16 protein-coding genes, 1 tRNA gene and 2 pseudogenes are annotated in these 18,034 nt (G+C 68.9%); 3 read left to right on the top strand and 16 right to left on the bottom strand.

The features are described from left to right. Positions 1-37: 37 nt before the first annotated feature. A complete protein-coding gene (locus tag L2X99_RS08400; RefSeq protein ID WP_236135851.1) occupies positions 38-301 on the bottom strand; it encodes a hypothetical protein in 264 nt (87 codons plus the stop codon). After that, positions 301-1,584 (bottom strand): CDP-glycerol glycerophosphotransferase family protein, encoded by a 1,284-nt coding sequence (locus L2X99_RS08405; RefSeq protein WP_236124082.1) that lies wholly within the window; start codon positions 1,582-1,584, stop codon positions 301-303. The genes L2X99_RS08400 and L2X99_RS08405 overlap by 1 nt, the downstream gene beginning before the upstream one ends. An 85-nt stretch (positions 1,585-1,669) precedes the next feature. Between L2X99_RS08405 and L2X99_RS08410 the strand changes: the two are divergent. Then, positions 1,670-2,691 (top strand): annotated as a pseudogene (locus tag L2X99_RS08410) (glycosyltransferase family 2 protein). A gap of 571 nt (positions 2,692-3,262) precedes the next feature. Here L2X99_RS08410 and L2X99_RS08415 read toward each other — a convergent pair. The 7 genes from L2X99_RS08415 to L2X99_RS08435 all read right to left on the bottom strand — a co-directional run bounded on the left by L2X99_RS08415 (position 3,263) and on the right by L2X99_RS08435 (position 9,086). Further along, complete coding sequence (locus tag L2X99_RS08415; RefSeq protein WP_236124079.1) at positions 3,263-4,183, bottom strand: endonuclease domain-containing protein; 921 nt, start codon at positions 4,181-4,183, stop codon at positions 3,263-3,265. A gap of 509 nt (positions 4,184-4,692) precedes the next feature. Continuing rightward, positions 4,693-5,646, bottom strand: a complete 954-nt coding sequence (locus tag L2X99_RS08420; protein WP_329608152.1) for a CDP-glycerol glycerophosphotransferase family protein — start codon at positions 5,644-5,646, stop codon at positions 4,693-4,695. Continuing rightward, complete coding sequence (locus L2X99_RS18245; protein WP_329608153.1) at positions 5,643-5,960, bottom strand: hypothetical protein; 318 nt, start codon at positions 5,958-5,960, stop codon at positions 5,643-5,645. Before L2X99_RS18245 ends, L2X99_RS08420 begins: the two co-directional genes overlap by 4 nt. Then, positions 5,894-6,124, bottom strand: coding sequence for a hypothetical protein (locus tag L2X99_RS18250; protein ID WP_329608154.1), 231 nt, complete (start codon positions 6,122-6,124; stop codon positions 5,894-5,896). The genes L2X99_RS18245 and L2X99_RS18250 overlap by 67 nt, the downstream gene beginning before the upstream one ends. Then, positions 6,121-7,281: a CDP-glycerol glycerophosphotransferase family protein gene (locus L2X99_RS08425; protein WP_236124077.1), complete on the bottom strand. Its 1,161-nt coding sequence runs from the start codon at positions 7,279-7,281 to the stop codon at positions 6,121-6,123. The genes L2X99_RS18250 and L2X99_RS08425 overlap by 4 nt, the downstream gene beginning before the upstream one ends. 171 nt (positions 7,282-7,452) lie before the next feature. Further along, entirely contained in the window at positions 7,453-8,631 is a 1,179-nt protein-coding gene (locus L2X99_RS08430; RefSeq protein ID WP_236135852.1) for a S1C family serine protease, read from the bottom strand. After that, entirely contained in the window at positions 8,514-9,086 is a 573-nt protein-coding gene (locus L2X99_RS08435; protein WP_236135853.1) for a hypothetical protein, read from the bottom strand. Before L2X99_RS08435 ends, L2X99_RS08430 begins: the two co-directional genes overlap by 118 nt. A 96-nt stretch (positions 9,087-9,182) precedes the next feature. Between L2X99_RS08435 and L2X99_RS08440 the strand changes: the two are divergent. Then, positions 9,183-10,395: pseudogene (locus L2X99_RS08440) on the top strand (aminotransferase class I/II-fold pyridoxal phosphate-dependent enzyme). 109 nt (positions 10,396-10,504) lie between these two features. Here L2X99_RS08440 and L2X99_RS08445 read toward each other — a convergent pair. The 3 genes from L2X99_RS08445 to L2X99_RS08455 form a co-directional block, all read right to left on the bottom strand. Then, positions 10,505-11,305 carry a carbon-nitrogen hydrolase family protein gene (locus L2X99_RS08445; RefSeq protein WP_236124073.1) on the bottom strand — a complete coding sequence of 267 codons (801 nt, stop codon included), beginning with the start codon at positions 11,303-11,305 and terminating at the stop codon, positions 10,505-10,507. A 77-nt stretch (positions 11,306-11,382) separates the two neighbouring features. Further along, a complete protein-coding gene (locus L2X99_RS08450) occupies positions 11,383-11,748 on the bottom strand; it encodes a hypothetical protein (protein WP_236124072.1) in 366 nt (121 codons plus the stop codon). Between the two features lie 36 nt (positions 11,749-11,784). Next, positions 11,785-11,958, bottom strand: a complete 174-nt coding sequence (locus L2X99_RS08455; RefSeq protein ID WP_236124070.1) for a hypothetical protein — start codon at positions 11,956-11,958, stop codon at positions 11,785-11,787. Positions 11,959-12,177: 219 nt separating this feature from the next. On the opposite strand from L2X99_RS08455, the gene L2X99_RS08460 reads away from it, so the two are divergent. Further along, positions 12,178-13,278 (top strand): IS1249 family transposase, encoded by a 1,101-nt coding sequence (locus L2X99_RS08460; RefSeq protein WP_236135854.1) that lies wholly within the window; start codon positions 12,178-12,180, stop codon positions 13,276-13,278. Positions 13,279-13,391: 113 nt separating this feature from the next. Here L2X99_RS08460 and L2X99_RS08465 read toward each other — a convergent pair. The 4 genes from L2X99_RS08465 to L2X99_RS08480 all read right to left on the bottom strand — a co-directional run bounded on the left by L2X99_RS08465 (position 13,392) and on the right by L2X99_RS08480 (position 17,952). Then, positions 13,392-13,465: transfer RNA gene (locus L2X99_RS08465), tRNA-Met, on the bottom strand. Positions 13,466-13,548: 83 nt separating this feature from the next. Next, positions 13,549-13,734: a DUF1918 domain-containing protein gene (locus L2X99_RS08470; protein WP_236124066.1), complete on the bottom strand. Its 186-nt coding sequence runs from the start codon at positions 13,732-13,734 to the stop codon at positions 13,549-13,551. Between the two features lie 137 nt (positions 13,735-13,871). Further along, on the bottom strand, positions 13,872-16,781 hold the full coding sequence (locus tag L2X99_RS08475) for a UPF0182 family membrane protein (protein WP_236124064.1): 2,910 nt from the start codon (positions 16,779-16,781) through the stop codon (positions 13,872-13,874). An 85-nt stretch (positions 16,782-16,866) separates the two neighbouring features. Further along, the gene (locus L2X99_RS08480) at positions 16,867-17,952 is read right to left on the bottom strand and encodes a YlbL family protein (RefSeq protein ID WP_236135855.1); all 1,086 of its coding nucleotides are present in this window, start codon (positions 17,950-17,952) and stop codon (positions 16,867-16,869) included. Positions 17,953-18,034: the final 82 nt, after the last annotated feature.

Here is an 18,034-nt window from a genome sequence, read left to right on the forward strand (position 1 = left end):
GGACGGAGCGGCAGGTCGTCGACTCCGATGCCGTCGATCATGAGTCCGGCCTCGTCCCCGCGGTCGTCGATTCGCGGCGGCGTCGGCGCACGTTGATCTCCTTGAGGACTCCGGAGAGCGTCACCGCTTCGCGCTCGAGCACGACGGGACCGCCCTGGACGATCGATCCGGACGTCACCCGTCCGGTGAACACGGGGCCGCGGAAGGTGATCACGAACACGTCGTCGATCTCGAACCGGAACGGACCGGTGGCAGCCGGAGTCGGCTGCCACGCCTTCTCGGCACGGCGGAACAGCCCCATCACTCGTCCTCGTCCTTCGCCTCTTCGTCGTCGTCGTCCTCTTCGGAGTCGAGCGTGCCGATCTCGGCGGCGTGCCAGTCGTCCCACTTCTGCATGAGCTGCTCGATCGCGGCGTGGAACTTCTCGGTGGCGATCCCTTCAGTGGTGTCGCCGAAGTAGTGCTGCACCCACATCCGCAGCTTCTTGATCGCGTCCTCGTCCGCTCGGACGCGCTCGACCTCGGCGACGATGTCTGCTGCGCCGTCGACGGTGAGCCACTCGCAGTCCGAGAGGTAGCCCTTGGTGTCGATCGAGGCGCGGTCGTCGGCGGGCCTGGTGATCAGCAGCGGCTTGCCCGCGGCGAGGCGGTCGTAGACCATCGCCGAGATGTCGACGATCGCGACATCCGCAGCGGCGAGTTGCCAGCCCAGCTCGGGACCGTCGTCGTAGAAGTGCTTCGCTGCGGGGTCGGCACGATTCGCCTCGGCGATCGCGGAGAGGATGCGGCGGTGCGCGGCACCGTACTCGGCGTCGACCACACCGCTGCGCGGATGCGGCCGGTAGACGACCCGGTGCCCGCCCGTGGCCAGCAGTCTCCTGACGAGAGCTTCGCCGTGCGTGGCGATCGAGCCGTAGTGCGCCGACGGGCGATCGCCCTCCCAGGTCGGCGCGTACAGCACGACCGTGCGGTCGTCGGGCGTATAGGGCAGGGACCCGGAGTAGTGGTCGGCCTGCGGACGGCCGATCTCGATCGTGCGACGGTCGATGTCGTAGTCCCACAGCGTCCGGCTGAGACGGTCGCGCGCGGCCTGCCCCGCCACCAGCGCGTAGTCGTACGCCTTGTACTGGTTGGTGGTCATGTACATCTTGTCGGACTCGCCGTGGTTGATGAACACGTGCCAGCGCCGCCCATACCGGAACATCTGGAAGTTGCGGGTGTTCTGGTTCACGTACAGTACGACGCGGATGTCCTGCCCGGCGATGAAGCGCTCCAGGTCGCGCACCTTCGGCACGAAGGCGACGGGCGGAGCATCCTCGGCGAGCAGCCTCTCAGCGCCGGTGGCGGTGCGCGACAGCACGACGACGGGCCAGCGTTCGGCGAGGTCGGCCAGCGGCCGGTACCACTGACGCATCTGGTACATGTTCACGGCGCCGTCGGCGAAGTACACCGCGACGCGGAAGCGCCCCTCGGGAAGCGGCGGCCGCGCGGCGATCGTGCGACGCACCCGCTGCACCGCCGTGCGCGACGCGAGAGCCTTCCGCAGCAGGGAATAGGCCTTCTTCGCATCGGACACCACGCTCACACATCCAGAGTACTCAGGGCATCCGTCATGAAAGGATCGGGATGTGCAGGATGACGCGATCACGACGGCCGGGGTGTCCTTCGTGATGCCGGTGCTCAACGAGCGCGCCTACCTCGAGCATGCGGTCGCCTCCGTGCTGTCGCAGGACGTGGACGGGCCCACCGAGCTCGTGCTCGCCCTCGGTCCGTCCGGCGACGGGACGACCGAGCTCGCACGGCGCCTCGCGGCGTCCGACGACCGCATCCGTGTGGTCGACAACCCCGACGCCGACATCCCGGTCGGGCTCAATCTCGCGATCCGCGCCAGCCGGTACCCCACGGTCATCCGGGTGGATGCGCACTCCGAGCTCTCCCCCGGCTACGCGCATCAGGCGATGCAGACGCTGGAGCGCACGGGAGCGGCCAACGTCGGCGGGATCATGCGTGCCGAGGGCCGCACGCCGTTCCAGAAGGCGGTCGCGCACCTGTACAACTCCCCCGTCGGCCTCGGCGGCGGCGCCTACCACGGCAGCACGCACGAGGGCGAAGCCGAGTCGGCGTACCTCGGCGTCATGCGCCGGTCGGTGCTCGACGAGGTGGGCGGCTTCGACGAGACCATCCGCCGCGGCGAGGACTGGGAGCTCAACCTGCGCATCCGTCAGGCCGGTCATCTGGTCTGGTTCGATCCGCAGCTCGCCGTGACCTACTGGCCGCGTGAGAGCTGGTGGCGCCTGGCCCGCCAGTTCCGCGCCACGGGCGCGTGGCGCGGCGAACTCGTGCGGCGGTACGGGCGCCGCAACGGACTGCGATTCTTCGCGCCGCCGGCGCTGGTCGTCCTGATCGCCGTCGCCGTGGTGATCGGCATCCTGCAGGTGACCGGCGTGCTGGCCGGAGCGTGGTCGCTGATCGCGTCGCTGGTCTACCTGCCTCTGCTCGCCTACGCGCTGCTGGTGCTCGCTGTGGCGTTCTCCCCGGCAGACGCGGTCTGCGCGAGCGGCTCTGGATGCTGGCGGTGCTGCCCACGATGCATCTCTCCTGGGGCATGGGCTTCATCGCCGGGCTGTTCCGCGGAGCGCACGACACCGTCGATGCCTCGCGCCTGGGCGGTCGCAACACCCCGCTCCCCTGAGCACGGCTGATGGCCGGCGGCGCCGGGCAACGGGGGTGAGGTGACCACGCGGTGTGCGTGCGCTCCACCTCCATGCAAGGAGCTTTCTGCACCTCGCCGACCCACGCCGGCGACGTTTCCCTCCTTGCACAGGCACGCCGACGCTCGTGCGCGCTGCCCTCACCCGTGCGAGGAGGAGAATGCCGATGAGTATCCACGAGAACCCGCGGAATTCTCCTTGCACCGCTGCGCGTCACTCGTCCCCTGAGTGGATGCTCGAGATCATTCTCTGAATATGCAAGGAGGGAAACGCCGGTGGCCGCCCCGGCGCACATGCGCGAACCTCCTTGCATGTTGGGGGCCGCGATGTCCGCACGGCGCGGTCCGAAGCATCCGCTCGCCAATGATCAAATGCAAGGAGGGAAACGCCGGTGGCGTGCACAACCCGCCTGCGAAAACCTCCTTGCCTGGTCGGCCATGCGCATGTCCGGCTCCCGGCGGCATTCCCGAGTGAATGGTTGGGCGACGTGGAAACGTCGTGGAGCGGCCGCCCCGCGCAGCGAGACGCCACGCAACGTCGCGAGTGGGTCCGTCAGGCTGCGGTGGCGCGCCGTGCGATCGCGTCACGGATGCGAGCGATCAGCGCCTCGCTGTTGTCTGCCAAGTCGAGTTCGGTGAGCCGTATCACGATCCAGCCCAACTCCTCCAGGCGTCGCTGACGCTGGATGTCGCGGCGCCACTGATCCTTGTCGGTACGGTGGTGGTCACCTTCGTACTCGATGGCGATCTTGAGTTCCGGGTACGCCAGATCGACTCGGCCGATGTGCTCCGCGCCGTCCCAGACCTCGAACTGCACCTGCGGCACGGGCAGGCCTGAATCGATCAGCAGCAACCGGGTCTCGGTCTCCTTCGGAGACTCCACACGCTCACATACCTTCTCGACCGCGCGATGGATGGTCCTGCAACCCGGGAACCGGCCCCATACCAGGAGCTTCTCCTCTATCTCCGAGATCGTCGCCATCGGGCGGGGCCCGACCAGTCCCGGGTAGTTGTCGGCGATCGTCACCACCGCGTCGAGGGCGGCCACCGCCTGATCGACGGTCAGCTCGGATGCCACGCTGAAGCATGCAGCGATCGGGTCGACCACCCGCAGGCCGGTGACGGTCGAGGTCTCAGCCCGCTTGGCCGCCAGCCGCCGGCCTCTCACGCCCGAGGTGCGGGGCGGTGCGGCATCCGGAAGTACCGCGATCTCGAGCTCTTCCTGCTGGATCCACGGCCAAGGCAGCGGCAGCCCCCACACGCGCATCGCCGAGCGCCCGACGAGGCGGTGCGTCGCGCGCATCCGGAGCGCGTAGCATCGCACGACGTCCTCGAACGTGACGGGTTCGTCCTTCGCGCGGATGCCGCGAAACGGGCGATGCAGGTCACGAGCATCCCGACGGCCTCGGCGGATACCGGCCGAGGCCGCATCCCGCACGTGGAATCGCTCCCCGAGCTGGAGGGGAAGCTTCACTCGATGTCGCATGCGTCCAGCGTCTCGCGCCGGTCGAGACGCTCCCCGGCGCGATCAGCGGCATTGTGCGGAACTCATCGAGGTAGGCGGGGTGTGGAGGATGAGTCGCTTCCTCGCAGAAAGGAGGATTCCGGATCACAGACGTACAGTCCACCGGCGTGTCCCTCCCCGCGTCGTGTGCGTATGGGAATCCGCCCCGGCCTGCCCCGGCACGCCGGTGGGGTGCTCTGCGCGCGCGTGTTCCGCCACGGACGGGCGACGGCCGTGCAAGGAGGAAAGGGCGCTCTCCGTCCGCCGTAAGCGACGTTTTCCTCCTCGCATCACGCTGGAGCGGCGTCACGAGTGGGACCAGGTCTCACGAGCGGGACCAGGTCTCACGAGGAGGAAAACGCCGACGGGCGGACCCCACGAGTGACCGTTTCCTCCTTGCATCCGGAGGAGGGCGTAGAGCCCCCATCCGGAGGAGGGCGTAAAGCGCCGCGCGGGACGTACAGGGTCGTGAGCGGCGGCTACGGCGTGAGCCAGCCCTGGTCGAGAATCCGGGAGACCACGCGCTCGGCCGCCCGGCCGTCGTCGCGACGGTTGAACTGTGTGCGCCAGGCGGCGTAGCGCTCGGCGTATTCGGCGGCGGAGTCCGCGGCGAGCGCCGCCACCAGCTCCTCCTGCGAGCGCAGCAGCGGTCCGGGAGCGCGCTCGGCGAGGTCGAAGTAGAAGCCGCGCAGCTCACCGCGGTAGTGCTCGAGGTCGGGCACCAGGAAGTACATCGGCTTGCCCGTGACGCTGAAGTCGAACATCACCGAGGAGTAGTCGGTGATCAGCGCATCCGCGACCAGCAGCAGCCGTGCGGTCTCGGGGTATCCGGTGACGTCGATCACTCGCGCACCGGTGCTGTCCTGGCCGGGCTTCAGCGTGCGGGAGTGCCCGCGCACCAGCACGACGGCATCGGTCTGCCGCGCCAGCAGCTCCGGGTCGACGAAGTCGACCATCTCGGTGCGGTCGTCGCGCCAGGTCGGGGCGTACAGCAGCACGCGCTCGTCGGAGCCGATGCCCAGCGCGGTGCGAACCGCTGCCGCATCGCCGTCGATCAGCACATCGTTGCGGGGATAACCCTCGACCCAGATCGGCTTGCCGAAGAAGGCGTACGCCTTGCGCAGCACGCGTTCGGCGTACAGGTTCTGCGCGAGCAGCACGTCCCAGCGCCGGGACTCCTTGATCACCGCGGCCATGCGCCGCGGGTCGAATCCGGGGCGATGCAGCGCGAGGCGCTTCAGCGGTGTGCCATGCCAGGTCTGCAGCACCCGCTGCCCGGGCTTGCGGGAGAAGCGCCGGCGCAGCCAGTCGTTCACGATCAGCATCCGGGACGCCCCGCGGGCGCGCCACCACTCCGGACTCCCCTCGACGACGGGCACAGCGCCCTGCGGCACCTCGACCGACAGATCGCTGACGGCCCAGTAACGGGTCACCGCGGGGCACGCTTCGCCAGCACACGATCGATCGCCCGCGGATTGCAGCCGGCCACCTGCCCGTAGAAGCTCTCGAAGAACACCGCGTTCTCGGTGCCGCCGCCTTCGGCGGCGTAGCGCTCCTCGAGGGTGGACTGTCCCTCTCCGGTCTCGTAGACCGGATCGATCGGCGGCGCGATCATCACGGCTGAGCCGTTCACCGCGACCCGGAGGATCGGCAGCAGCGCCTCGTCGAGCGCCAGCCCGCTCAGATCGGCACCCTCGACCTCGAGGCGGTACTCCCCGCGGGCAGCGGCAGCTCGGCGGCGCCCCACCGCGAAGTGCGCAGCGGGAAGGTCGCCTTCCAGGTCTTGCCGCCGCCGGTGATCGTCGCGGTCACCCCGGCCCTGGCGCCCGACAGCGTGCCCGCCGAGGGGCGCGGTCCGCTGCCGCCGATCACCAGAGTCTCGCGATCCGCATCGATCCGGGCAGTGGTCATCGTGTTCCCTTCGGTGCGGGGATGCCGCGGGCGCGGATCGCCTGGTAGACCCGGCGCGCGTTGCCGCCATCGCGATACGCGTGCATCTCTGCGCTGAGCGTAGCCGAACGGACCGATCGCCTCCGGTATTCCGCCGGGTCGCCGAGGGTTCGGTCGAGGTCGGCGAGCAGGTCGTCCCATTCCCGCGCGGCGTCCGGGGCGACGTCGTCGTACCTGCCGTAGAACCCGCGGACGCGCGCGTACTCCTCGGCATCGGGGGCGAGGAACAGCACCGGCATCGCGAGCAGCCCGACGTCGTAGGCCAGCGACGAGTAGTCGGTGACGAGCACGTCGACACGCGGCAGCGCGGGCGTCACGTCGGGCAGCAGACCCGATCCCAGCATCCGGACGCGACCGCTGGACCACGGCGGCGCATACGCTCCCTCGCCCAGAGGATGCGAGCGGATGAACAGGATGGCGTCGTGCCTCTCGAGCAGGGCGACGATGCGCACCCACTCCGCGGCATCCGGCACTGCGGGGTCCTCGGCGCCGTCCCGCCAGGTCGGCGCGTAGAGAATCGCGCGCTGCCTGCGCAGCAGCGGCCCGGTGCGGGTGAGCAGCGAGGTCGCCGCGATGCGCCGCTCTCCCTCCTGCCCGGCGGAGAGCACATCCACCCGCGGTTCACCGGTCACCACCACACGGTCGTCGCCGAGGCCGAAAGCCGATTCCAGCCGGCCGCGGGAGCGATGCGACGCGGCCGGCAGCACTCGGATGCGGTGGGCGGCTTCGCGGTACGCCAGGGCGACCAGTCGGCGCAGCACGGACGCTCCGGGCACAGCGGGCACCTGGGTCGTCGCCGGCGAGTCGAGGCCGATGCGTTTGAGCGGGATGCCGTGCCAGAGCTGGACGACGAAGGCGTCCGACGACCCGTACCGGTTCACGTCTCCCAGGCCGTGGGTCACGACGACGACACCGGCCCGCGCCGTCGCCCACCAGCCCCGGATGCTGTCGCGCGGCACCGTCCGGATGCCGAGCTCCGCCGCATCCGCCTGCTCGCCCGCGTCGCGCGTGAGCCACACGGCGCGATACCCCTCGGCCGTGGCGACCCGCCACATCGCGAGCGCGCCGTCGCCGATACCTGCGCCGCACCCGAAGACCCAGGTGCGCCCACGCGGCACGATCAGCGCACCTATGCGCCCGACGGCATACAACGGGAGCCGCAGCAGCTTGGCCGCATTCCCGGAACCGAAGAGAAGGACGCCACCCCGCGAGCCTATCGCGGTGGTGGCGTCCTCTCTGCGGAGCAGAGGCTGAGAGAGCCTGCTCTGCGGAGCAGGCGAAGACGGGAACTACGGCTTGAGCGTTCCCAGCGTCACCTCGGCGTCGTACGACTTGCCGTCGCGGACGTAGCTGAGCTTCGCATCGCTGCCGCCGGCGACGGCGCGGACCTGAGCGGTGAGGTCGGTCGAGTTCGTGATCGGCACGCCGTTGAACTCGGTGACGACGTCGCCCTTCTGCAGGCCGGCCTTCGCCGCAGCACCGTCGGGCGTGGTCTCGACGATGTATGCGCCGGCGACCGTGGAGTCCTGCACGGATGCCGCGTCGCGGACCGAGGCGCCGAGCAGACCATGCGTCGCGGACCCCTCGTCCATGATCTGCTTGGCGACGCGCTGCGCGACGTCGGAGGGGATCGAGAAGCCGAGGCCGATGGAACCCGACTCGCTGCTGCCGGATGACGAGCCGCCGGCCGTCGCGATCGCGACGTTGATGCCGATGAGATCGCCCTTGCTGTCGACCAGCGCGCCACCCGAGTTGCCCGGGTTGATGGCAGCGTCGGTCTGGATGACCGCGATCGAGATCGACTCGGTCGCCTGCTGCTGACCCTGACCGGGGATGTCGAACTGGAACGGGCTGCCGCCCTGACCGTCGCCGTTCTGGTCCTGCTGGCCCTGGTTCTGGTCGTCGGTCTTCGGCGCCGCCGAGGAGGCGATCTGGATGCTGCGGTTCAGTGCGCTCACGATGCCGGTGGTGACCGAGTTCGACAGCCCGAGCGGTGCACCGACCGCCACGGCGGTGTCGCCCACGTTCAGCTTGGACGAGTCGGCGAAGTCGATCGGCTTCAGGTCCTTCGCATCCTTGAGCTTGATCACGGCGAGGTCGTAGATCGGGTCGGTTCCGACGACCGTGGCGGAGTAGATCTTGCCGTCCGACGTGGTGACGCGGATGGTCGGATCTGAGACGGCGCCGCCGAGCGTGACCACGTGGGTGTTGGTCAGCACGTACCCGTCCTTGGTGAGCACCACGCCGGACCCGCTGCCGCCCTCGCTCTGGCCGGACACGTCGATCGTGACGACCGACGGCAGCACCTTGGTGGCGATGGCCGTGGTCTCGTTGACCGAACCGGGGTTGTTCACCGTGACGGTCTGCGGGCCGGACTCGGCGGAGCCCTGGCTCTCGGGGACGGCGGAGTTCCACAGAGCGCCGCCGCCGAAACCGGCGACACCGCCGACGAGCGCTGCCGCGAGCACGAACGCGGCGATCTTCGCCCCGAGCGCTTCGCGGGGGCCGCGGGCTGCGTGCCCTGAAGCGGCTCGATGGGTGCGGTCGCATTCTCGGCCGCCTGCGGCGGCAGTCCGAAGGCCGCGCCGCTCGCGTACGCGGCGCCGGGCTGCTGTGGCGCAGCGCCCGGTGCGGCGAAGCCCTGACCGAGCTGAGGCTGGGTCTGCGGTGCTGCGGTCTGCGCGGCCGGAGTGTGCGGGGCGGGGAAGGTCGGGTTCTGCGCGGCCGGGACCTGCGGAGCCGCCGGGGCCTGCGGGCTCACGGGGGCCTGCGGTGCTGCGGCCCCCGGCGCGGCCGGGGTCTGCGAGTCCGAGGAGAAGTTCGCGGGAAGCTGATGACCGGCGGGCGCACCGGCGGCCGCGGCATCCTGATTCTGCGACGGCTGGGGGGCGATCGGTTCGCCCTGGGTGTTGTTCTCGTTCATGGTCTGCTCCTTACAACGCTCTTACAGCGTGACGGGCGATGCTGTGCGTTTCGTATGGCGACGATGGAATTCCTCTATGGTCTTAGCCTGTTCTGCATGGATGTCATTCCCGGCGCGTGGCGTCGCACGGCAGCAGGTGCCGGCCTGCTCTCCTCCGACGGACACGTCGCACCCACCATCTTCGCGGAGATGTCCGCGGCCGCGGTGCGCACCGGTTCGATCAACCTCGGCCAGGGGTTCCCCGACGAAGACGGCCCAGCCGAGGTGCTCGAAGCCGCTCGCGAGGCGATCGCCGCGGGGATCAACCAGTATCCGCCCGGACGTGGCACGCCCGATCTGCTGGCGGCGATCAGCGAGCACCAGAAGCGCTTCTACGCACTGGACGTCGATCCCGGCACCGAGGTGATCGTCACGGCAGGGGCCACCGAGGCACTGACCGCGACGCTGCTCGCCCTGATCGACTCGCCCGACGACGAGGTCCTCGTCTTCGAGCCCTACTACGACTCGTACGCGGCGGCCGTCGCCCTCGCCGGCGCGCGACTGCGAACCGTGCCGCTGCACCGTCCGGGCTTTCAGCCCGACCTGGGTGAACTCGCCGACGCGGTGAACGACCGCACGCGCATCATCCTCGTGAACGATCCGCACAACCCGACCGGCGCCGTGTTCGGGCCGGAGGTGCTGGCCGAGATCGTCCGCCTCGCGAACCGCCACGACGCGTTCATCGTCACCGACGAGGTGTACGAGCATCTCGCCTTCGACGGACCGCATGTGCCGATCGCGACGCTGCCCGGCGCGGCGGAGCGCACCCTGACGATCTCGTCGGCGGGCAAGACGTTCTCCACCACGGGATGGAAGATCGGCTGGGTGCACGGCCCCGCACCGCTGATCACCGCGGTGCTCACCGTGAAGCAGTACCTCACGTACGTGAACGGAGCGCCGTTCCAGCCGGCGGTGGCGGTCGGGCTGCGTCTGCCGGACTCGTACTTCGCGGATGCCGCGGCCGCGCTGCGCCACAAGCACGAGCTGCTCGGCGGGGCGCTGCGCGCCGCCGGCTTCGAGGTGCACACCCCGCAGGGCGGCTACTTCACCGTCGCGGATGCCACCGCGCTGGGAGGTGCGGATGCCGGCGGCGTTCTGCCGCAGTCTGCCGGAGCGGGCCGGCGTCGTGGCGATCCCGCTCAGCGCGTTCGTCTCGCCCGAACGGCGGTCCGCCTACGCCGGTCTGGTGCGCTTCGCCGCGTGCAAGCGCGTCGAGGTGCTCGAGGAGGCCGCGCGGCGACTCACGGCGCTGGGCCCGTCGGGCCGTTGACGCCCTCCTCGCCGGCTGATCATCCTCATGAACCCGATGCAAGGAGGAAAATGTCGCCCCGGCCGCGAGGAGAGCAGCAGGAACCTCCTTGCACCACGCGGCGTGGCGCTCAGCGCGGGGTGACCGCGTAGCGGCGGAGCCGCAGCACGGGGTTGGTCTCGCGCGTGCGGGCGATCAGCGCCGGATCGACGGCGGCGATCGCGACGCCCTCGGCACTGCCCACTCCGGCGACGACGACGCCCTGCGGATCGACGATCTGGGAGTGCCCGACGCCGATCGGCGCCGGGTGGTCGGCCGAGATCGCGTAGGCGGTGTTCTCGATCGCGCGCGCGGCCAGCAGAGTGGTCCAGTGGTGTTCCTTGAGCGGCCCTCGGACCCATTCCGCGGGGACGACCAGCGCGTCCGCGCCGGCATCCGCCAGTGTGCGCGCGACCTCGGGGAAGCGCAGGTCATAACAGGTCATCAGCCCGAAGCGGATTCCATCGAGATCGAAGACCGCCGGAGCCAGTTCCCCCGGCGCGATCCAGTCCGACTCGGTCTGACCGAACGCGTCGTACAGATGCTGCTTGCGGTAGACCGCTCGCACACCGTCGACCGAGACCGCGACGACGGTGTTGTGCACCCGGCTCTGCGCGGCCGCCTCGACGAGTCCTGCGACGATCACGACGCCGTGATGCGAGGCGACCTCGCGCAGCCTCTGCACGAACGGCCCGTCCAGCCGTTCGGCGTTCTCCGCGAGCGAGACGTCCATCGGGTTCACGAAGTAGCTGGAGTACTCCGGGAAGACGACCAGCCGTGCACCGTGCGCCGCGACCTCGGCCACATGCTCCGCGATGCGGACGAGATTGGCGGCGCGATCGGCCGTCGGCGCGAACTGGCAGACGGCGACGAGTGGCGCGGATCCGGACATGCCCCCATCCTGCCCCAGGAAGAGGTCCAGCGCAGGGACCGTCCTCGCGATCGCCGACGTCACCGGCGGCGCTCGGCTCAGTCGGACTCGTTCTTCCTCTTCTTGTCGATCCCGCGGAGAAGCTCTCGAAGAGCATCCTCGATCGACGCGTGATCGTACTGCCCGGCTCGGCTCTCGCCGGAGATCACGGCGCACCGGTGGAGCCGATGGAAGTCGCCGTAGGGAAAGAGGTACCGTCCCTTCGTGCCTTCTGTGGCATCGCTGTCCTCACCGAGATGCCACTTCGCGAACTCGGCCATCCCGTGTTCGTCGATGAACGCGTTCTCCGCGTCCGTGCTCGGCGCGTGTTCGCTCCAATCGTCCCGCTCGTCGAACGCGACCTCACCGCGCCGGAGCAGACCTCTTGCGTGCGACAGCGCCTCTTCGTTGAGCTTCACGACCATGCGACTCTCCTCTCGTTCGTTCGAGCGACCAGATCCTCAGTCCTCGTCGACCTCGTCACCGCTCTCGCTGGCGATGCGATCGGCGTCTGCGCTGTCAATGAGCTCGTCCGCCGCATCGGGATCGAGCGTGCGCTTTCCGTCTTCCGCCATCGTCGCGTCGCCCTCATCGGGCTCGTCGGGAAGCGGGAGGATGGGCGTCGAATTCGACATGATGTGCTCCTGACTCTGGTCATGCGGGTGTCTCCACCTGGAAGCTAACGGAGCCGACGGTCCATCGTGGGGGCCTTGACCGCGAGAGGTGCACGCGGTAGCGGGTCCACCGAGCGCCGCAGGATGTGGGTTATAGGCAGAAACGTGTGGATGGGTTCATGATCTAGCCGCGTGATTACGGGGTGAATCGGGGGTCGTCATGGTCTGCGAGGCTTGCTCGTGGACCTTCCCCCGAACTCGACGACGTGTCTGGTATGCGGCGATCCGCTGGTGAAGAACGGCAAGACCGCGGCCGGCACCCAGCGGTGGCGATGCCGGTCCTGCGGAGCATCATCCGTAAGGCGCCGAACCGACGTCACCCGCCGGGAGCAGCTGCGCCGCTTCCTCACTTGGCTGACAGGCAAGAACACGCAAGCCGAGATCGACGGGCGCACCGGACGATCGTTCCGTCATGACACGGCCTGGTGCTGGGACCTGCAGCCGCGGATGCCGGTCATCGGCGAGGTCCATGACGCGGTACTCGTCGATGGGATCTGGATCGGCTCCTGGTGCCTGCTGATCGCGCTGAGCAACACCGGACACGTGATCGCCTGGCAATGGTGCGCCGGGGAGACCACCGCCGCCTGGCAAGCCCTGTTCGAGCAGGTCCCCGAGCCTGAGGTCGTCGTCACCGACGGCGGTTCCGGGATCCGATCCGCGCTCGCGAACGCCTGGCCCGAAGCGAGCGTGCAACGCTGCATCTTCCACCTGCAGATGAACGTCACCCGCGAGCTCACCCGCCGCCCGCGCCTGAAGGCCGGTCGCGCTCTGCGCCGCATCGCTCAGGCACTCACCGCCATCCACAGCATCGACGACGCGATCGCCTGGCGGCTCACTCTTGAAGCCTGGTGGCAGCAGTACGGGCACCTCACCCGCGAACGCACAATGTATGACAACGGCCAGTTCGGATACACCCACCTGCGTCTGCGGAAAGCCTGGAGCATCCTGCACCGCGCAGCCGAAGCCGAACACATCTTCACCTACCTGCAGCACGGCAACCCACGCACCACGAGTCCTCTCGAAGGCGGCATCAACGCTCAGATCCGGCACCTGCTGCGCCACCACCGCGGGATGAGCATCGAGCACCGCCGCCGCGCCGTCGAATGGTTCCTCCTCCTGCACGAGATCCCCATCAATCGCGCACACCACCACGCCGACCAACCCATACCCCGGCCCGCAGCACCGGCACCCGAGGAACGCCACGGCCCCGCGCTCTACGACACCGGACTCGACGCCACAGAAGGCCTCTGGACCAGATCAGGATGGGCAGGACGAGGATGACACGCCCGACCCCATCCACACGTTCTTGCCTATAAGCCCCAGGATGTGCGGAGTCGAACTCGATGCGAAAAGACCGAGGGCCCGAGATCGTGATGATCTCGGGCCCTCTCTTGTTGCGGGGACAGGATTTGAACCTGCGACCTCCGGGTTATGAGCCCGGCGAGCTACCGAACTGCTCCACCCCGCGGCACGTAGAACAGCCTAACACGCTTCAGAGAGAGGGCGAATCGGCTCCGGATCCCGGGCGCGTGCGATCACTCCCGGTGCTCGTCACTCCCGGTGCTCGATCTCGCAGTCCGGCCCGGGGAACACGAGCGACTCGTGCCCGTCGTCGAAGCGGATGTAGTACGGCGGTCCGCCGCTGTCGCCGCGCGCCTCGATCACCTCGCCGTGCCGCTCGGTGTCGCCCACCTTCGCTCCGTGGATCACGATCCGCGATCCCGCCACGAACTCCATCCGTGCCACCTCCTCGGCTCCGACCCGATGACCTCATTCTCCGCCCCCGGCGGGCCGTTCGCCAGAGGAGGACGCCCTCCGACGCCGACGCCCCCTCGCGCTGACATCAGCACGAGGGGGCGTCGGCGGTACGAGTGCTACTTCTTCGAGGTGTCCGAGGAAGTGTCCGACAGGTCGAGCAGCTTCTGCACGGCCGCCGTCAGCTTCTTGTCCGCGGCCGCGAACGCCTCCAGGTCGCCGGCCTTCAGGGCGGCGTCCCGGGCGGTCATCGCCTCCGAGGCATCCGCCAGCGCCTGCTTCTCGGCATCGGCGGGCTGGTCGGGCGTCGTCGGCTCGGTCGGGGTCTCGCCCTCATCCGTCGGAGGCACGTCCTCATCGCCGCCGGCGGCGCCGGCGTCGCCGCCGAACAATGCGTCGAGTGCCTCGGTCAGGGTGTCCTCGAAGGCGACCTGATCGCCGAACGCCACCAGGATCTTGCGCAGGTTCGGCAGCTGGGTGCCCTTCGACTGCTGCACGTAGACCGGCTGGACGTAGAGCAGACCGCCGCCGACCGGCAGGGTCAGCAGGTTGCCGTACTTCACCTCGGACTCGCCCTGCTGCATCAGGTTGACCTGCTGCGCCACCGTGGTGTTCGAGTTGAAGGTGTTCTGCACCTGACCGGGGCCGGGGACCGTGGTGTCGGTGTCGACCTCGAGCAGCTGCAGCTTGCCGTACGTGTCGGCCTTCTCGCCCTTCGTCGAGCCGGCATCCGAGTCGACCGACAGGTAGCCCATCAGCACCTCTCGGGTGCTCTGCCCCTGCGAGGCGGGGATGAACGTCGAGTACATCGAGAACCGCGACGTGTCGTCACCCGGCATCCGCATCGACAGGTAGTACGGCGGCTGGGACTGGTTCGACGACTGGGGGTCGTCCGGGGTCTGCCAGCGGTTGTCCTCCTGCGCGAAGGAGTTCGCGTCCTTGATGTGGTAGATGCCGAGCATGTTGCGCTGCACCTTGAACAGGTCGGTCGGGTACCGGACGTGGCTCATCAGATCGCCCGACATCTGGCTGATCGGCTTGACGGTCGACGGGAACACCTTCTGCCAGGTCTGCAGCACCGGGTCCTCGTCGTCCCAGGCGTACAGCGTGACCGATCCGTCGTAGGCGTCGACCGTGGCCTTGACCGAGTTGCGGATGTAGTTGATCTCGTCGAACGACACCGCCGATGCCGGGTTGGTCGAATCGGCGATCGCGTCGCGCAGGCTCACCTTCGACGCGTACGGGTACGTCGCGCTCGTGGTGAAGCCGTCAACGATCCAGACGATCCGGCCGTCGACGACGCTGGGGTACGGGTCGCTGTCGAGGGTCAGGTACGGGGCGACCTTCTGCACGCGGTCACGCGGGTTCCGGTCGTACAGGATCTGCGACTCGGGGTTGACGAGGTCCGAGAACAGGATCTGCTCGGACTGGAACTTCAGCGCGTACAGCAGCTTGGTGAACGTGTTGCCGATGCGCGGGCCGCCGTCGCCCTTGAAGGTCGTCTTGGTGTCGGAACCGCCGTCCTTCCCGCCGCGCGGGTAGTCGATCTCGACCGGTGTGGTGCCCTCGGGGGCGCCGACGATCGAGTAGTCCGGCGAGTGCTCGCCGAAGTACACCCGCGGCTCGTACTTCTCGCTGTCGGTGAGGAAGCCGGATGACGGGATGCCCTGCTCCAGGAACACCGGCTCGCCGTCGGTGGTGCGCTGGTTGCCCGCCATCGCCACGAGGCCGTAGCCGTGCGTGTAGACCGCGGCGCGGTTGTTCCAGCTGTCGCCGCCGCCGAGCTTGGTCATGTCGAGCTCGCGGACCGCGACGACCGTGTCCTGCATCTTGCCGTCGATCTCGTAGCGGTCGACGTCGAGGTCGGTGCCGAACTGGTAGTACGAGCGGTACTGCTGCAGCTGCGCCACGGTGGGGCTGATGATGTTCGGGTCCATGATGCGGACGGATGCCGTGGTCTCGGCGTCTTCGCGCAGCTGGCCCTTCTCGGTGTCGGTCTTGGCCTTGACCGGCGTGACCGTCATGTCGTCGACGCCGTAGGCCGTCTTCGTGCTGTCGATGTTGCGGTCGTAGAACTCCGCCTGCAGCCGGTTCTGGTTCGGCTTCACCTGGAAGGTGGTGACGATCCAGGGGTAGCCGACGCCGACGACGAGGGATGCCACCACGAGCAGCGCGGTCGCCGCGAGCGGGAAGCGCCAGCGGCCGATGATCGCGGTGACGAAGAAGAGGATCGCGACGACGGCCGCGATGATCGACAGGATCGCAAGTCCGGGAATGGTCGCGTTCACGCCGGTGTACGCCGGTCCCGTGATGCGGTCATCCGGCTGGGTCAGGGTCAGGTAGCGGTCCAGCCACAGGCTGACGGCCTGGACGGCCAGGTAGAGGCCGGCGAGGACGGCGAGCTGGATGCGGGCCGGCTTCGAGATGCGCAGCTCACGCTGCCCGATCCGCACCGATCCGTACAGGTACGACACCAGCGCGGTGATCACCAGGCACAGCAGCAGCACGGCCGAGACGAACGCGAGCAGCATGTGGTAGAAGGGCATCGCGAACAGGTAGAACCCGGTGTCGACGCCGAACTCGGGGTCCTTCACGCTCGTGGTGACGCCGTTCGCCCACAGCCACACCACGCGCCAGTTGCCCGCGGAGGCGAACCCCGCGAAGACGCCGAAGAAGATGGGCATGCCCCACATCGCCAGACGGCGCAGCGGCTCGACGACCTCCTGGTAGCGGTCCAGCTGCGAGCTCAGCCGCACATAGACAGGGCGCAGCCGATAGGCGAGCTGGATGCACAGGAACAACGGCACGGCCATGCCGAGGAACCCGACGACGAACATCACCGCCATCGCCACCCACTGGGTCGTCAGCACCGACGCGAATCCGAGCTGGTCGAACCAGAGGAACTCGGTGTAGAGCGAGGCGAACACGAAGAACCCGGCGATCAGCGCCGCGATGACGACGAGCGAGATCGTGAGGATTCTTCGGGAAGTCCGGGGCGTGGCCGCAGTCGGCGCAGGGTTCGAGGTCACCCGTCCATCCTAGGCAGGCCGTCTGTGGACCGGCTTCGTAACGGAATGGTCTCGGACGCTTCGACAGGCTCAGCGGCCGAGCCGGTCAGGGACCCTTGCAGGTGGGCAGCTTCGAGGTGTCGCCGCCCTTCGAGATCACGTCGAGGATGTGCAGCGAGTCCTCGAGCGTCTCGGTGCTGAACACCCGAAGACCGTCCGGCACGTGACCCGCGACCTCGTCGCAGTTGGCCTGCGGCGCCAGGAAGACGGATGCACCGGCATCCCTCGCCCCGTACAGCTTCTGACGGATGCCGCCGATCGGCCCGACAGTGCCGTCGGCCTCGATGGTGCCGGTGCCGGCGACGTTCTTCCCGCCGTTGAGCTCGCCGGGGGTGAGAGTGTCGATGATCCCGAGGGCGAACATCATGCCGGCACTCGGACCGCCGACGTTGTCGAGCTGTATCGTGACGTCGATCGGGAAGTCGTACGTGGTCGTCAGGGAGATCCCGATCAGCCACGTCGTCGTCCCGTTCACCGTCTGCTTCTCCGGCGTCAGCGAGACCTGCTGCTCGGCGCCGTTGCGGTCCACCGTCAGCTCGACGGCCTTCCCGTCGCTCTTCTGCACCTCTTCGCGGAGCACCGTGGCCGAGGAGACCGGCTGCCCGTCGATCGCGACGATGACGTCTCCGGCCTCGAGCACGCCGTCAGCGGGGCTGTCCTTGACGGCCTCGACCACTTCGACCTTCGCGCCGACGTCGTAGCCCAGCTCTCCGAGCGCCGCGGCGGTCGCCTCGTGCTGCGAGTTCACCATCAGCTCGGCGTTCTGCTTGTCGCGCTGCTCGGAGGTGACGCCCTCGGGGAACACCACGTCGATCGGCACGACGGCCCGCGCAGGGTCGACCCACGCGACGGCCAGTTCGGCCCAGCTCGGTGTGCGCTCGCGGTTGCCGACGACCTGGACGGTCGTGAGGTCGAGCGTGCCCCCGGTGGGGAACGTCTCGGCGCCGTCGACCTCGATCAGCGGCACCTGCTCGCCGTCGGCGTCTTTCGCGGTGCCGAGCGTGTCGAACACCGGGCCCGGCCGCTGGATCACGTACGGCGTGGGGATGAAGGTGAGCGCCACGAGCGCGGCCAGCGCGACGACGAGCGCCCAGACGCCTACGCCGAGCCGCCGGGACCGGGGTGTGGACACGGGCGACCTCCGACGTTCGCGAGCGGCGTACAGGGATCCGCGTCCGTCCGGGACCTGCGCAGAAACCTGTGACTAGCGTAGA

Source organism: Microbacterium sp. KUDC0406, from assembly GCF_021582875.1.
Lineage (GTDB): Bacteria > Actinomycetota > Actinomycetes > Actinomycetales > Microbacteriaceae > Microbacterium.

Bases quoted from the DNA above. Each gene is read 5' to 3' on its own strand.
- L2X99_RS08445 (WP_236124073.1), bottom strand. From the start codon at position 11,305: ATGTCCGGATCCGCGCCACTCGTCGCCGTCTGCCAGTTCGCGCCGACG.
- L2X99_RS08470 (WP_236124066.1), bottom strand. From the start codon at position 13,734: ATGGAGTTCGTGGCGGGATCGCGGATCGTGATCCACGGAGCGAAGGTG.
- L2X99_RS18250 (WP_329608154.1), bottom strand. From the start codon at position 6,124: ATGACCACTGCCCGGATCGATGCGGATCGCGAGACTCTGGTGATCGGC.
- L2X99_RS08450 (WP_236124072.1), bottom strand. From the start codon at position 11,748: ATGGTCGTGAAGCTCAACGAAGAGGCGCTGTCGCACGCAAGAGGTCTG.
- L2X99_RS08400 (WP_236135851.1), bottom strand. From the start codon at position 301: ATGGGGCTGTTCCGCCGTGCCGAGAAGGCGTGGCAGCCGACTCCGGCT.
- L2X99_RS08435 (WP_236135853.1), bottom strand. From the start codon at position 9,086: ATGAACGAGAACAACACCCAGGGCGAACCGATCGCCCCCCAGCCGTCG.
- L2X99_RS08455 (WP_236124070.1), bottom strand. From the start codon at position 11,958: ATGTCGAATTCGACGCCCATCCTCCCGCTTCCCGACGAGCCCGATGAG.